The organism is Bacteroides gallinarum DSM 18171 = JCM 13658 (genome assembly GCF_000374365.1).
Classification (GTDB): Bacteria; Bacteroidota; Bacteroidia; order Bacteroidales; family Bacteroidaceae; genus Bacteroides; species Bacteroides gallinarum.
Genome location: NZ_KB894116.1, coordinates 1 through 15,725, shown reverse-complemented (window position 1 = coordinate 15,725; position 15,725 = coordinate 1). Strand labels below are relative to the sequence as shown.

The window sequence follows — 15,725 nt, the reverse complement described above, 5'->3', positions numbered from 1 at the left end:
CTAAAGGAAAAAGATATAGAACGTTTCGAATGGACATGAAAAAATTAATTGACAAATCCAAGCATTTGATATTCGAGCACGATACTTATCAAGCGAATATTGAAGCCTTGAAACAAGATATAAAGGACAAAAAGAGAATTGTCCTTTTTGTTGGTGCTGGAATCAATTTAGGTGGTAACAACGACATAGACATCAGTTGGAATGGATTGTTAAACATGATGCTAAAAGATGCCTTGTCCATATTAGCTGCCGAGAAAAGATACACGACCCAAGAAAGAGAACGCTTAGAAAGCTTGCTCTGTTCTTCAAAAAGGATTAGTCAGAGAACAGAAGAAGAACAACTTCTTTGGGAAACATTGCATGGTACGGTTGAAGGAGAGTTCACCTCATTGGTTCGGGCCTCCATCATCAAGTCTATTTTGGGTAATAATTATATCCATACCATCCGACATCAACTGTATCGATACTGCGATAAAGACAAGATGCGTGATACTTTCCTCGAACATTATAGCAACGGAAAAGAATCAAAAGAAGATGACCCTCCTTTAAATTCATTGTACCAACTTGCCAAGTTCATCCTGCTATACGAGCCACTGGTTGCCATTGTCACCTATAATTACGATAAATTCCTGACCATGGCTGCTGAAATCCTTTATGAAAACAAGGAAAAGTTTTTTTCAGCTAAAGAGAGAACTATTTTAGACAACAACAAGCGATGGAAGAATGGAGTTCGGATAGAAGAAGTATATGGAAATTTTAATAATTCCAAGCAAGCAGACAATATTTTGCCGATATACCATATACATGGCTATTTGCCTCCTTTTAATGAACCGTTTCTTAGTGACGGGAACGAGATAGTCCTTTCGATGGAAGAGTATTACGATAATGTCCGCAATGTCTATTCCTGGCAAACAGCCACCCAACTGCATTTCTTGTGTCATTTTACCTCTCTGTTTGTAGGAAATTCATTGAGCGACATCAACCCCCAAAGGATGGTACATTATGCTAGTTCAATTGGCAACGAAGAAAAGATATATTTTCTCCATGCCTCTACAAAGAACTACTTGAAAAAAAGTCAGTTGAATGATTATAAAAGTTACGTTCAAATAATGGAAATCAAAGATGCGTTTTTTACGAATTATGGCTTGACTCCCATATTTGAACCAGAAGGATATAAAGAATTGTATAACCGCATATTTAATGCCTTATGGGAAGAAGAATAGATACAGTTGGGAAAATCTCGACTGGGATACAAGGATTGGATAAAATGCTGCTTGGTGGCCTCCAATTGCCTTTGATACTTTCAGGAGAAGATGTTGCATCATCAGAGAAAGGAATCATCATAGTTTTAAAAGGAGATAGAGGTACTGACAAGACATTGTTTGCGATGCAAATGATGCACGGTATCGCCAAATCACTGAATAACTTAGAAGTTAAACCGAAAGCTCCGGCTTTTTATTCGTTGGATAAGAAGACTGACCAAATGAACGACATGCTTTTGGATTTCATTATATCCAAGTGCATTGACAAAATGATTAGGACAAAAGAGAATGATGAATGGACAGGAAGCCGGTTTGCGGATGCCATATTTGATACGAGCAAGATTCGTGCAGGAGCTACACAATCCTGCACTCCTCCGCCCTTTCCAGAAAATCTAAAAAGCAAAATAGATTCATATATATCAGAAGGCATTGTATTTTACAATATCCGAACCAATTCATTACACTTCAGGACAGCCCAATCCATAGATTCGCAAGCAAATATTCTTTTTACCCGAAGACATGATAATGTATCTGATTATCAGAATGTTTTAGGTGCTTTCTCGTCAGAAGGGAATTGCGATTTCAGAAATGATTTTTTTGAAGTCCAATTCAATGGGCATATCCCGACAGTAAGCGGGAATAAAGATTCCAAAAAAGAGATGGAATATAAATATGTGACAACCCCGTCGCATACATTCAGCAAAATTCTTTCTCATATACAAAAAGGAGCAGAAGATAATTCGAAAAATAGTTCAATGCCATCTTCCTGTATCGTCATAGACGGCCTAACAAAAATTAGCGATAGTGATCTGAGAAGCTTTGAACTGACCCCCTTTGAGCATATTTTAAGAAAAAGTGCACTTGTAACCATCATAGTGATTGACGACCTAGATGAAAAACTTAAAATCAGTGCAGATATACTGATAGAGCTTGGCCGTATAGAAAACAATAAGGAAAACTATACATCCCATTCCTTACGCATTTGCAAGAGTGTCTTTCAAATGTACGCATACGGGTGGCATGAGTACAAAAAAAGGGATTATGGGATTGAAGTATATCCAAGTTCCCATCTTCTGTTGCAGCAAAAGCGCTATTTGCCACAAGCCAAAATTCTCACCCAACAAGGGGTCTTGGAGAATCATTATTTACGCCACGTAAATGCCAAAGTCACGGGCGATGTCAAGGACAAAACTCTACCAAAAGTAAAAGAATATGATGATTACAAGAAGGCTGAAAATTCAGCTATGGATATACTGCGTAATTTGCACTATAAATACAAGAATGAGGCAGTAACCACAGTAAATGGAGCCCTACAAGAGCTTTTGGGCTACAAGGAACATGGTCGCAATAGTAATCCTTCTGGTAAAATAATCGCCATTCTTGGTTCTCCGAATTCTTTCAAATTTTATTTGGCTGCAGGAAGCTGCTTTTGCGCGGCAAGACAAGGTATCCACACCTTATTCTTGACCTTTGACAGATTAATTGACAATCTTAGAGAACATTTGGTATGTCCTGCATGGGAAACTTTAAATAAAGAAAATTCTATTATTCCATGTTTTGAGCAAGTGCAAGAATCGGAGAGTAACAAAAGTTATGCGAACGAATATTCCTGTACGGCAAATTGCTCATACCATTGCCAATTATCAAAATGTAACAACTGCTATTCAATGATGCATTCATTCAATATTAATATGGGATGCATATCTACGGATGAATTATTACACTATTTGAATGAACAATTGGATATTTGTTTTAAAAAGGGTGGCAATAAAAAGATTGGCCGGATTATTATTGATGATTTACAAAAAATTGATTACAGTTTTCCATTATTAAAAGGTAATGACTTGTTTTTAAGTGCCATTAAGAACTACTGTCAAAAGAAAAGCATTGATTTGATTATATTATGCGATAAAAGCGCAGGATTAGCAAGATGCTTGAGATCCTTAGCTGACAATGTTATCTGTATGCAACAGGATGAAGCTGGGAAAACTGTATCAATTTATGTAGAGAAATTTTCCGGAATAACTCCTCCAAGCCATATTCTTAAAGGAGGCATCTGTGTGGATAAATCTGACGGGAAAAGTATTTACGAAATTTTCGAATGTGTAGGATCTTCATGTATTATAAAATTCGAGTCTAATACCACTCCAACAAGTTTTAAAGACTTTTGGAAGGAATGATATTCCTAGGGTGTAGGCATACATAATAATTGATACAGCAGCTATCTCATTCTCATGATGGATAGCTGTTGTTTTTTGTATAGTCATGGTAAAGAAGTGTGAAGTCAATATATGTAGTAATATTAGAAAATCATTTGATTCTTCCCCCAAAAAAACTAGTGAAAAAAATTCCATATATGAAAATAATTTAGTATATTAGTATTCTGAAATTCAATTTATTATGGAATATATTGTATTGATTGTACTGGGATATATCCTGCTAAAATTCTGCAGTAAGATATTACGAAAGGTCTGTTCGGCAGAAACTACCGCACTGTGGCTGGCCGTGCTGTTTTGCTGGCTCATATTGGATTGGTTCTGGGTGGGTGCCATTTTATTGGCTTGGCGATACATCTTGATACCGGTAGCCAAGTATCAAGAGCGACATCCGAAACAATACAAACGGAATGACTATGGGGGTACAAATTGGAGCAAGGTCATTCTATGGGCAATTCCCATCTTCTGGCCTATACTGATAGCAAGGATGTTCCTGTCGGGCAAGACCTACAAGCCGACGATGAACGAATATGACTACGAGCAGTTCCTGAAAGGGAACGGGAAGTGAGCTTAGTCGTCTGCTACCAAATGCGCCAATGCTTCCGCACGTGTTTCACGGACGAATTGCAACAGGATGGCCGGGTCGATGTGCTTCTTGCCGTATTTGGCGGTAATGTGCAAGTGTGGTCCGGTACTACGTCCTGTGTTGCCACTGATGGCCACTACCTCGCCAGGCATGATTTGTGCGCCTTTCTTTACCAATGTTTTCGACAGATGGCAATAACTGACTGTGTAGTCACCGTGTCGGATGGTCACATAGTTGCCTGAACGCTTGTCGGATGACACCTTAACCACCTCGCCCGGCATCATGGCATAGACCTCCTCATGCCTTGCCTGCAAGTCCAAGCCGTTGTGGTTGCTCCGCTTGCCAGTGAGAGGGTCTTTGCGCCGTCCGTAAGGTGAAGTGACCATGATTTCCTTCAAAGGATAAGAAACACTCATATAACAGCCTATCCACCGGCTGTGCATTTCTTCTGAATGTTTCCCTGCCATCGATGGTTGGGAAACAGGATTATCGGCCTTTCCTGCTTCGGGGAGGCTTTTTGTGTCCTTTTGCTCCGCAACTTCCTCTACTTTATAGAGCGGCTTGCTGTAAGCAATAGTGTGGAATTGCGCTTGTACGGAGAGGAAACAAGAAGACAGGGTGAATAGTAGCCATGATTTTTTCATGGCACAAAAGTAATATGTGGCTTGCGTAAAAGCAGAAAGACGATAGTGGGAATGGCTATATTATAAGATTTTATAGGGAATCAGACCTGTCAATCAGACTTCGCAACGATTATACAACGGATGCCTGAAAAAATGGAGAAATCTCTCTTAACTTGGAAGTTACACCAACTGTCCACAAGAAGATAATCGAAACGCACGCCCTCTATGATTGAGCGCTTAAGCATGCTGATGGCCGTCTCAATCTTACTCGCAAAATACTCGGAACTGCGCTTGGCGATACGCTCATCCTCTGAGTGTTCCTTGCAATAGCGGGCCTCCGCCTGTTTCTTGGACAAGCCCTGTGGCCTGTCGCTTCGTCTTCCCTCCTCGCCATGGAGGGAAAAGTCAAGGAGAAACTGGGATACACCGTCTGTAAAGCAGAGGAACATTGCCTTGAAGCCAAGTATGGGCTTCATTTGGGTATGGGAGAAGACCTTGCCGATTTTCTCTGTCTTGAATCCGGTCTTTGGAAGATCCGTATCATCGATGATGACGCACTTGGCATCCGATTTTAATGCCGTTTTGCGACTCACGCGTGAATACAGCTGTCTGAAAACCGAGTAGATAATACGCCGCCAATTGACGTTGCCGTCGTTCATGAAACGATAGAACACGTCTTTGTGGCAGGCGAACACCTTACCCAGGGCGGAAGACGAATAGTTGGCTGCATTCTTTATTGAAAAGAACGGGAACAGGACAAGCAGCTGCAACACCTGAAGAGAGGTGAACTTGCAGTTCGGATTCTTAACCGATCCGATGACTTTGCACTGTATCCTTATGCTGTTCATAATGGCTGATAGGCTGTTTATTGCCTTGCCGGAGTCTTTATTTGCAAAAAACTCTTGGAGTTAACCGATAATATGTCTATTTTTGTTCATGGCTAAAGGGGCTATATGGTTTGTTTGGTGACGTTAATATAGTGATAATCTTTGAATTATCAAACCATTTAGCCTTTTTTATTACATCATTGGGACACTTGCGAAACTTAAGTTGATTAATATTCAATTTATTTTTCTATATTTGTTTGTCGTTGAAAAAATGGTGTACGTATTAAGTAAAAATATACAACATCAAAATGCTTTGAATTATGATTGATTTTAGGAAGAAGTTAGGAAAAAAAGAAGTTGAAAAGAAGATAAATCCATTAGAGATTTATGATGAATTGGATAGAAGAAGTGTTACAGGTCCATTAAGACCTGTACAATATAAAATATTGGATGAATGGTTTAAACATAAGCAGAAAGACAAAAATCTGATTATCAAACTCCATACTGGAGAAGGTAAAACTTTAATAGGGCTATTAATACTTCAGTCTAAGATAAATCAAGGCGAGGGACCTTGTGCTTTTGTGTGCCCTAATATCTATTTGTCGCAACAAGTTGCTAAAGAAGCTGAAAAATTTGGTATTCCATATTGTGTAATAGAAAGTGATAATAGTTTACCTAACGACTTCATTGAAGGAAAGCGAATTTTAATTGTACACGTTCAAAAAATATTTAATGGAAAAACTATTTTTGGAATTAATAACTTTTCCACACATATCGGGACTATCATTTTAGATGATTCACATGCATGTATTGATTCTATAAAAGATTCTTTTACTATTAGGATTCCGAGGGAAAAACCAATATATGCAGAAATATTGACCCTTTTTAAGGAAGATTTGTCAGATCAAGGTGAAGGTGATTTTTTGGATATTTGCAATGGTGATTATGAAGCTTTGCTTCCTATTCCATATTGGTCTTGGATTGATAAAAAAAGTGAGATTACTAGTCTGTTGTCTCAACATAAAGATGACGATGAGCTGATGTTTATATGGCCTTTAATAAAAAATAATATTGAGGATTGTCAGGCTTTTGTTACAGGTAATGGTATAGAGATACTTCCATATAATATTCCTATTGGAAGTTTTGGTTCATTTGCTAATGCAAATCAAAGAATATTAATGTCTGCTACGACTCAGGATGATTCTTTTTTTATAAAAGGTTTAGGATTTGATGTTAACGCAATAAAGAATCCTTTAATCAATACTGAGCAAAAGTGGTCTGGTGAAAAAATGATTTTGATACCATCATTAATTGATGAGTCACTAGATCGTGATTTAATAGTAAGTAAATTTGCAAAACCTAATGATAAAATGCATTTTGGTAGAGTAGCAATTGTTCCAAGTCTTCGCAGATCGGAACAATATTATCATTTAGGCTCTACTATTACTAACGCAAAAAATATTTTTGCTAACATTTCAGATTTGAAAGCCGGTAAAACCAGTAATACAGTAGTAATAATAAATAGATATGATGGAATTGATTTACCAGATGAATCTTGTCGTTTATTAATTATTGACTCAATGCCATATTTTAATTCATTGGTAGATCGATATGAAGAACAGTGTAGAATTAATAGCGATGTTATCAATATTCGTTTGGCTCAAAAAATAGAACAAGGTTTGGGAAGAAGTGTTAGAGGTGAAAAAGACTATAGTGTTATTTTATTAATTGGTGCTGATTTAGTGAAGTTTATTAGGAGCATAAAAACTAATAAATATTTTTCTTCCCAAACAAGGAAACAAATTGATATTGGTTTCCAAATTGCAGAAATGGCGAAGGATGAACTTAAAGCAGATGAACCTAGTCTGAAAGTAGTAGCATCGTTAATATCCCAAGCTGTAATAAAAAGAGATGAGGGGTGGAAAGAATTTTATCGTGAAGAAATGGATAAAATTCCAGTTTTAGAAAATAAAAATAATATTTATGAAATATTGGAGTTAGAGAAAAAAGCAGAGATTTTTTCTATGCAAAAGAATTATGAAGACGCATGTAATCAAATTCAAGCGATATTGGATAAATACATAACTGAAGACTCTGAAAAAGGATGGTATTTACAAATATTGGCACGATATAAATATTTCATTAGTAAAACTGAATCTAATCGACTTCAAAAAGCGGCTTTTAATTGTAATCTACATTTATTAAAACCAAAAGATGGAATAACTTATAAAAAGATTAACTTTATTAATGATTCTAGAATTCATAGAATAAAGAAATGGATTGCTCAATATAATGATTATAGCGAATTGATGTTAGCTGTAGATGGTATTTTAAATGATTTTTCGTTTGGAGTGAATGCAGAAAAATTTGAGATGGCTTTGCAGAATATAGGCCTGTTATTAGGTTTTATAAGTCAAAGACCCGATAAAGAAATTCGTAAGGGACCAGATAATTTATGGGGTGGTATTGAACATAAATTCATTTTACTTGAATGTAAAAGTGAAGTTAGTGAAAGCCGTGAAACTATAAATAAGCATGAAGTAGGACAAATGAATTCACATTGTGGATGGTTTGAGAACGAATATGGCAAAGATGTATATGTAAAAAGAATTCTAATAATTCCTACTAATAAATTATCCTATGAAGCTGATTTTACACATGAGGTAGAAATCATGAACAAGAAAAAGATTAAACAGTTTAAGAATGCTATAAAATCTTTTGTTAAGGAATTTAAACCTTATAATATTCATGAGATCGAAGATGCTAAGATTCAAGATTTTATAAATGCTAATAAATTAAATGTAAAGGATATTGAAGGTCTTTATACAGAATCTTGGATACGAAAAAAGTAAAATATTATCACTACAAATTTAGAATGATTTTGTAAACTGTTATAATATATAAGAACGTTAGATATGGCGGCTTCATCCGTGCTTTAGTGCCGGATGGAGCCGCTTTTTTTGTGCCCGTATGCGGGGAAAAGTAAGCATTCTAAGAAATACACATTGCATGCCCTATGGTTTGATTGTAATTTTGCCCCCGCATACCAATCAAACCGAATTGCAATGAACAGAACTGAATTTGAAGAATTAGAAAAGCAGGTGCAACAAAGCGGCCTGTCATTGAAGTCGTACCTACGACAGATGGGAGTGAGTTATTCCACCTATCACTATTGGCAAAAGAAATACTCTGCCGAGCAAGACAGTATCAAACAAGAGCTGGCTCCGATCAATATCAAACGGCCAACAGCAGAATTGTCCTTGGATGAGCTGGCTCCTTACGGCGTGGCCTTGTTGTTTCCCAACGGACTCCGTGCCCACTTTGGAAGCGGCTCAGAGAAGCTGTTGATGGAAGTGTTGAACCAAAGTCTGCAGGACGGCCATGTTTAACTTGAACGACACGATGCGCTACTTCCTGTGTCCCGGCAGGACGGACATGCGCAAGGGCATCAGTTCGCTGTGCGGGGTGGTGCATGAAAAGATGAAAAGTGAGGTGAAGAACGGCGATGTCTTCATCTTCATCGGCTCCAACCGCAGGCTTATGAAGCTGCTTCATGCGGAAGACGGCGGCATGGTGATGTACGTCAAACGGCTGGAGGCCGGACGCTTCAAACTGCCGGAATACGACCCGGAATCAGACAGTTATCCCATGGAATGGCGTGACCTGGTAATGATGGTCGAAGGCATTCAGGAAAGCCCGGGGCAGAGGCTCCGGCGGCTCAGGGCAGAGCGTAAGGAGTACCATGTATGACATGTTTTTTATTGAAAAAAGTGCTGGTATTATTGTATAATCCATTAATAATTAGTATCTTTACATCAGTAAAAAAAGAGACAGGCAATGGATGAAAAAGCTATATTACTCAAGACGATAGAAGGGCTGAATGCCTCTATTGCCTCATTGTCTGCCACTAATAAAAAACAGGCTGAGCAGAATGAAAAACTGCAGGCGCGCATCAAGGAGCTGACGGCTCAGGTCGCATGGCTGAACCGTCAGCTCTTCGGGCGTAAATCGGAGAAGCTCCACGCGCTTGATTCCCATATGCCGGATCTCTTTGCGGATGAATTTGCCGACTTGCGGCGTCAGGCAGAGGAAAAGCGCTACGAGGCAGTGAAGCAGATAGAAAAGGAATCCAAAGAGGAAAAGAGACGGAAACGCCAGAACAGGAAAATGATAGAAGGCCTGCCCGTGCTCGAAACCGGGGTGATAGAGCCGGAAGGCGTGGACCTGTCCTTATACCGCAAGATAGGTGAAGAGGTAACCTCTCTTGTCAAACACAAGCCGGGAATGCTTTACGTCAAGAAAATCATCCGCCCCAAATATGCGCTCATAGACAACACGCAGCTTCCACCCGGGGACAGAAAGGAGTGGAGATTGCCCCCATGCCGCTGATGCCTGTTGACAAGTGCATCGCTGATACCAGCCTGCTTGCCGAGATACTGCTTCAGAAGTATGAATACCACGTCCCGTTCTACCGTCAGATACAGCAATACAGGCATCTCGGGCTGAAAGGCCTTACGGAAAGCACGCTGGACGGATGGTTCAAGAAGACGGTAGAACTGCTGAAGCCCCTGTATGAGTCGCTTAAGAAAGAGGTTTTCTCTTGCGACTATGTGCAGGCGGACGAGACCACCATCCCGGTCATCAACAGAGGAAAGCACAAGGCGGAAAAGGAATACCTCTGGATGGTCAGGTCGGTCATGGAAAAACTGGTCATCTTCCATTATGACATGGGATCCCGGTCCGGATCGGTCATCGAATCACTGGTAAGCCAATACCACTTCAAAGGATACCTTCAATGCGACGGTTTTGCAGGCTATGAGACAGCCTTCAAGACCAACCCCGACGTGCGGCTGGTCAATTGCATGGCGCATATCCGTCGTGATTTTGAGCATGCCTTGGTTGAAAACAAAAAGGAAGCCGAATATGGGCTGACCCAGATACAGTACATGTACAGGATTGAGCACTGCTGCGATAAGGCGGGCTTGTCGTCCGACGGGCGCAAAGCGAAACGCCGGGAACTGACACGCCCAATCATGGAGGCCATGAAGACGTGGATGGAAACGGAAGGCATCAAATACAGTCCCCAATCGCTAATCGGCAAAGCTGTCTCGTATGCCTATACCCGATGGGACAACATGATGAGATGCCTGGAGGACGGACGCCTGCTTTTGGACAACAACCTGGCGGAAAATGCCATCCGGCCAATTACTTTGGGGCGCAAGAACTATCTCTTCTGCGGTAATCATGAGGCTGCCGTTAACATGTCTGTAATCTGTTCCCTGCTGGCCACCTGCAAGGCACACGATGTGAACCCAAGGGATTACCTGAAGGATATCATTGCCCAAATGCCGTATCATAAGAAGTCCGCTGATGAGGAACTGCTTAACCTTCTTCCGCACAAATGGAAACTGCAACATCCGGAGAGCCTGTTGACCAAACAAACTGTAGAATCCGCTAACTAACCACAACGTCAACATACAGGTTCAACAAAACTATAGCGACTGTCACTATGAATCCAATAGCAACAGTCGCTATCATTATATAGATATTTAATGACTGTAGTTTATCGAATGCTTACGTTACACCGTAAAAAACATTATATTTGCAAATTGTAAGAAGTAATTGCATCACCAAAGTGAGGTCGTATCAATCAAGCAACCGATGACAATGCAGTTGCAACATAACAAGAATCGTATGACAGACATCAGAAGAGAATTATATACCTTGGTTCAAAAAGGTGAATCGGCCGAAGTCGAGTTCAAATCCGCTCGTGGTGGCTTTCCCGGCAGCTTTTGGGAAACCTATTCGGCATTTGCCAATACCAACGGGGGCACAATCATATTGGGCGTACAAGAAAAGGATGGAAAATTCTTGTTCGATGGCCTTTCCGAAGAAACGGCACTCAAATACAAGAAAAACTTCTGGGACAATGCCCATAACCGTGGAAAGGTAAGCGTCTGCCTGCCCCACGAACAGGACGTGGAAATCAAGGACGTGAATGGGGCCTATTTGTTAGTTTGCCACATTCCCCGGGCTGAATACAATATGCGTCCTGTGTACCTCACGACCAACCCCATTGGCAATACCTATCGTAGGAATCATGAGGGCGATTACCAGTGTACAGACGCAGAAGTGAGACGGATGTTTGCCGATGCTGAACATGAAAGTCATCCGCAAGATACCATCATACGAAAAGGATTCACCCTTGAGAATGCCATTGACCTGCCGTCACTGCATCAATACCGGCAGTTGTTTACCAACCTGCACCCCACCCATCCTTGGGCAAAGCTCACGGATGACTTGCAGTTCATGGAGAAGATAGGTGCTTATTCCCACAACATAGCGACAGGTGAAAGCGGTATCACTCGTGCCGGACTTTTGATGTTCGGCCAATCCGACATGATAACCAACCCTGCCGGAGAGCCCTATTATTTTGTGGACTACCAAGAGCGGTTGTACACTGATGATGCCAAGGTACGGTGGACCGACCGCATCTATCCAGATGGCACATGGGAGGCCAACCTGTTCCAATTCTATATACGAGTGTACAACAAACTCATCCAAGCCCTGCCCAAGCCATTCAAGTTGATAGGCGATGAAAGGCAAGAGGAAACAGCCGCTCATGATGCCGTGCGCGAGGCATTGATAAACTGTATATTATGTAAATGTTTACATAATATACAGTATGTAAACAATTACATTATGTCAATATCTGCAACTATCCTAAGAGATGTGTCTTGATTATCAAAAGCATAGCCTCAGAACTTGACATAACGACTTTACATAATATATTATAGTGTCGGTCATCTCATTGACCACCTATATTATATGATACAGTCAAAACTGCCAGACATCAGGCTTCGTGTGGAAGCCTATCTGCGTACAATGATGTACAAGGATACATGTATCAAACGATACAACCACACATGGGATCATTTGGCCAGCTTTATGAAAGCCAATGGTTATGAACTATACAGTCGCGAAGTAGGCGATGCCTTTCTTAATGATTGGCATGGGAACAAAGCCTATAAGCAACTGACCCACCGTCAACAGGAGCGGGTCCGCCACATAGACGTGCTTAGCGACATGACGGATTATGGAGAGGTAAGACGAAGCCATATACTTCCCAAGGTTATAACTTACGAAGGAGAGTTGGGCAGTCCGTTCACCAGCTTCATCGAAGAGCAGAGCCACCTAAAGGCTCCGTCGAGCATCCAACGTTACAAGGAGCGTATATATACGCTGTATGCCTACCTTGCAGATACTCAGAAGACAATCAAAGAATTTACTGTCGCTGACGCAATGGCGTTCCTTGACATATTGGACAAGGCAAAGAATCCTATCGACAGAGACAACACGGTGATAACCATCCGTGTATTCTTCCGCTATCTTTGCACCAACGGCCTGTTGCCAGACAACAGGGAGTGCCTTTGGATGGATGTGTACAAACTGAAAGGGAGCATCCGTAAGAAACTTCCCTCTGTTTATACACAGGAGGAAGTCAATGCGGTAATCAATGCCATTGACCGGACCCACCCCCAAGGCAAACGCGATTATGCCATGGTGCTGCTTGCAGCACGATACGGGTTACGCATCTCCGACATCATCGGGTTGCGTTTCTGCAACCTTGAATGGGAAAGCAACCGTATATCCCTGATACAGCAGAAGACGGGGAAGAAGGTTGTGCTACCCTTGTCGGAAGAGGTGGGCAGTGCCATCATCGACTATATCCGTCATGGACGTCCGGACATCAAACTCCCATACTTGTTTATAAAGGCGCAAGCACCGTATGGGCCAATGAAGGCAAGCGGATTGGGTTCAAACCTCGCAGACTGGATGAGGGCTGCCGGCATAGACTCCACAGGAAGAAAGCATGGCCCCCATGCCTTGCGTCACAGCCTTGCCACCAATCTGCTTGGCGTGAACGAGCCGATACCTGTCATCTCAGAGATTTTGGGACACTCCACAGCGGAAAGCACTACTGTTTACACAAGGGTAAATGTGGATATGCTGCGCCAGTGTGCACTTGACGTGCCATTCGTTTCATCTTCATTCTACGACAATCTGTATGGCTAACCGTATTCCAAACCATGGCATTTATGCCGGGCTGATCTCGGAGTATGTCAGCCATAAGAGATCCCTCGGATACAAGATGGAAGAGACTGAAGAGCGTCTCAGGCGTTTTGACCAGCTTACAATCGAACGGGGCGAGACTGAGATAGGCATAAGCAGGGACCTGGCAGAGGCTTGGGCAGAGCCATTCCCGATGGAATCAGACAATGCCAGATATGGCCGCATCAGCATGCTGAGAGGCTTTTCTGCATACTTACAGAAGGTCGGCTATGCGTCATACGTGCCACAACTGCCAAAGTATAAGGGCAACTTCATTCCTCACATCTACACTAAACAGGAGATGGCCGCCATCTTCCGTGAATGTGACAAACTTACTCTGTCGAGACACTACATGTACTCCGTAAAATGCGTGATGCCCAGTCTTATACGAATGCTCTATGGAACAGGCATACGAATCGGAGAGGCATTGAAACTGAATCATGGTGATGTGAACTTTGAGCATGGAGTGCTAAAATTGCAAGGATGCAAGAACGGGCAAGACCGTATAGTCCCAATGTCGCTGTCCCTCAGGGAAGTGTGCAAGGACTGGGTGGCGTATAAGCAGAAACTCAGCCTTCCTGTGGAGGCCGACAATTCTTTCTTCACCTCCGCCGATGGCCGGAAGTTTACCGAATGTTCCGTCTATGAGATATTCAGACAAGTGTTGCAACGCGCCGGTATAGGGCATGGAGGCCGGGGTGTGGGGCCTCGCCTGCACGATTTACGCCACACATTTTGTGTCAATGCACTAGTGAAACTGACAGAAGAAGGCAAGGACCTCTATTGCGCCCTTCCTGTACTGATGACTTACATGGGGCACCAGTCGATTGAGGCGACCAACCGTTATGTACGACTCACGCAAGAGATGTACCCTCATCTGCTACTGAAGATGGACGAGGCTTACAAATGTGTGTTCCCCGATTTGGGGAAATCATTGGAGGATGCCGACTATGAAGACGACTGATTTTGCAAGGCATCTCACCGACTTTCTTGGCAGATACCTTACATCCGAATGCGGCTACTCCGCCAATACAGTGAAGACCTACAGTTACACTTTTACACTATTCATTGGATACATGGAGACTGAGGAACTTGTCCGGCCCGAGAATCTCACTCTTGCCGAGATTACGAAAGAGCGGATTATCCATTTTCTCGCCTGGCTTCAAAAAGAGCGCAAATGCAGCACATCAACACGTAATGCCCGTCTCGGTGCCATACACTCTTTTTTCGCGTACCTTCAATACAGGAATGTCGAAGGGCTCGCAAAATGGCAGGACATACTCTCAATAAAGTGCAAGAAAACATCTTCGCCGGAAATGGCATACCTGCAGATAGAAGCATTGAAACTGCTTTTGCGACAACCGGACTTGAAAACAGCCAAGGGAAGACGGGACTTCGTAATGCTCGGCTTGCTTTATGACAGTGGGTGTCGCGTCCAGGAACTATTAGACCTCACTCCTTCAGACCTACGCTTTGATGAGACATCTTCTGTGAAGCTTCATGGAAAGGGAGGCAAGGCCAGAATCGTGCCACTCTCGGCCACTCAGGTTACAAACCTAAAGCTGTATATGGAAGAAAAGCATCTGTATAGACCGGAAAACCAATGTCACCCATTGTTCCCGAATCCTCAGGGAAGCAAAATGAGCAGAATGGCAGTGCTGAACATCGTCAAAAAATACATCGCAAAGGCGAGGACAGTATATCCGGACTTGTTTCCTGACAACATAGGATGTCACAGCTTCCGGCATTCAAAAGCAATGCACATGCTTGAAGCAGACATTAATCTTGTTTACATCCGTGACTTTCTTGGACACTCCTCTACTACCACTACAGAAGTGTATGCGAGAGCAAGTGAAAGGATGAAACAGAGAGCCTTGTCCAAACTGAATCCGGGAATAGTACAAGAAGGTAAAACGTCTTGGCAAGACAACAAAAACCTTCTTGGCTATCTCAAAAGCTTACAGACCAAATACTAATACGCTCTGATATTATGTAAAGTCTGTCCAAGTTTTTATGTAACTAATTTGCTGAATAACAGCAATAACGTATATATGAACGACGACAGACTTTACATAATGAGGGACTTTACATACTGCATA

11 protein-coding genes and 2 pseudogenes are annotated in these 15,725 nt (G+C 41.9%); 11 read left to right on the top strand and 2 right to left on the bottom strand.

The features are described from left to right. The first annotated feature begins 35 nt into the window (after positions 1–35). From C233_RS23405 to C233_RS0102055, 3 genes are all read left to right on the top strand, one after another. Positions 36–1,223 (top strand): SIR2 family protein, encoded by a 1,188-nt coding sequence (locus C233_RS23405; RefSeq protein WP_241217390.1) that lies wholly within the window; start codon positions 36–38, stop codon positions 1,221–1,223. Further along, entirely contained in the window at positions 1,208–3,442 is a 2,235-nt protein-coding gene (locus C233_RS0102060; RefSeq protein ID WP_018665819.1) for a hypothetical protein, read from the top strand. The genes C233_RS23405 and C233_RS0102060 overlap by 16 nt, the downstream gene beginning before the upstream one ends. A 220-nt stretch (positions 3,443–3,662) precedes the next feature. Next, positions 3,663–4,046, top strand: coding sequence for a hypothetical protein (locus C233_RS0102055; RefSeq protein WP_018665818.1), 384 nt, complete (start codon positions 3,663–3,665; stop codon positions 4,044–4,046). Positions 4,047–4,048: 2 nt separating this feature from the next. Here C233_RS0102055 and C233_RS0102050 read toward each other — a convergent pair whose 3' ends face one another. Beyond that, complete coding sequence (locus tag C233_RS0102050; protein ID WP_018665817.1) at positions 4,049–4,708, bottom strand: M23 family metallopeptidase; 660 nt, start codon at positions 4,706–4,708, stop codon at positions 4,049–4,051. Positions 4,709–4,872: 164 nt separating this feature from the next. Next, positions 4,873–5,625, bottom strand: a pseudogene (locus C233_RS22140) (transposase); the annotation flags it as partial. Positions 5,626–5,834: 209 nt separating this feature from the next. On the opposite strand from C233_RS22140, the gene C233_RS0102040 reads away from it, so the two are divergent. From C233_RS0102040 to C233_RS0102005, 8 genes and pseudogenes are all read left to right on the top strand, one after another. Continuing rightward, complete coding sequence (locus tag C233_RS0102040) at positions 5,835–8,366, top strand: DEAD/DEAH box helicase family protein (RefSeq protein WP_018665813.1); 2,532 nt, start codon at positions 5,835–5,837, stop codon at positions 8,364–8,366. Between the two features lie 213 nt (positions 8,367–8,579). Continuing rightward, the gene (gene tnpA, locus C233_RS0102035; RefSeq protein ID WP_018665812.1) at positions 8,580–8,903 is read left to right on the top strand and encodes an IS66 family insertion sequence element accessory protein TnpA; all 324 of its coding nucleotides are present in this window, start codon (positions 8,580–8,582) and stop codon (positions 8,901–8,903) included. Next, entirely contained in the window at positions 8,896–9,264 is a 369-nt protein-coding gene (gene tnpB / locus C233_RS0102030; RefSeq protein WP_013616133.1) for an IS66 family insertion sequence element accessory protein TnpB, read from the top strand. The genes tnpA and tnpB overlap by 8 nt, the downstream gene beginning before the upstream one ends. An 87-nt stretch (positions 9,265–9,351) precedes the next feature. Then, positions 9,352–10,976, top strand: a pseudogene (tnpC, locus tag C233_RS22135) (IS66 family transposase). Positions 10,977–11,208: 232 nt separating this feature from the next. Further along, positions 11,209–12,255, top strand: a complete 1,047-nt coding sequence (locus C233_RS22130; RefSeq protein WP_081626093.1) for an AlbA family DNA-binding domain-containing protein — start codon at positions 11,209–11,211, stop codon at positions 12,253–12,255. Positions 12,256–12,342: 87 nt separating this feature from the next. Next, positions 12,343–13,590 (top strand): site-specific integrase, encoded by a 1,248-nt coding sequence (locus tag C233_RS0102015; RefSeq protein WP_039747134.1) that lies wholly within the window; start codon positions 12,343–12,345, stop codon positions 13,588–13,590. A gap of 76 nt (positions 13,591–13,666) precedes the next feature. Then, a complete protein-coding gene (locus C233_RS0102010; RefSeq protein WP_241217659.1) occupies positions 13,667–14,590 on the top strand; it encodes a tyrosine-type recombinase/integrase in 924 nt (307 codons plus the stop codon). Then, positions 14,577–15,602, top strand: coding sequence for a tyrosine-type recombinase/integrase (locus C233_RS0102005; protein ID WP_018665808.1), 1,026 nt, complete (start codon positions 14,577–14,579; stop codon positions 15,600–15,602). Before C233_RS0102010 ends, C233_RS0102005 begins: the two co-directional genes overlap by 14 nt. The last annotated feature ends 123 nt before the right edge of the window (positions 15,603–15,725 follow it).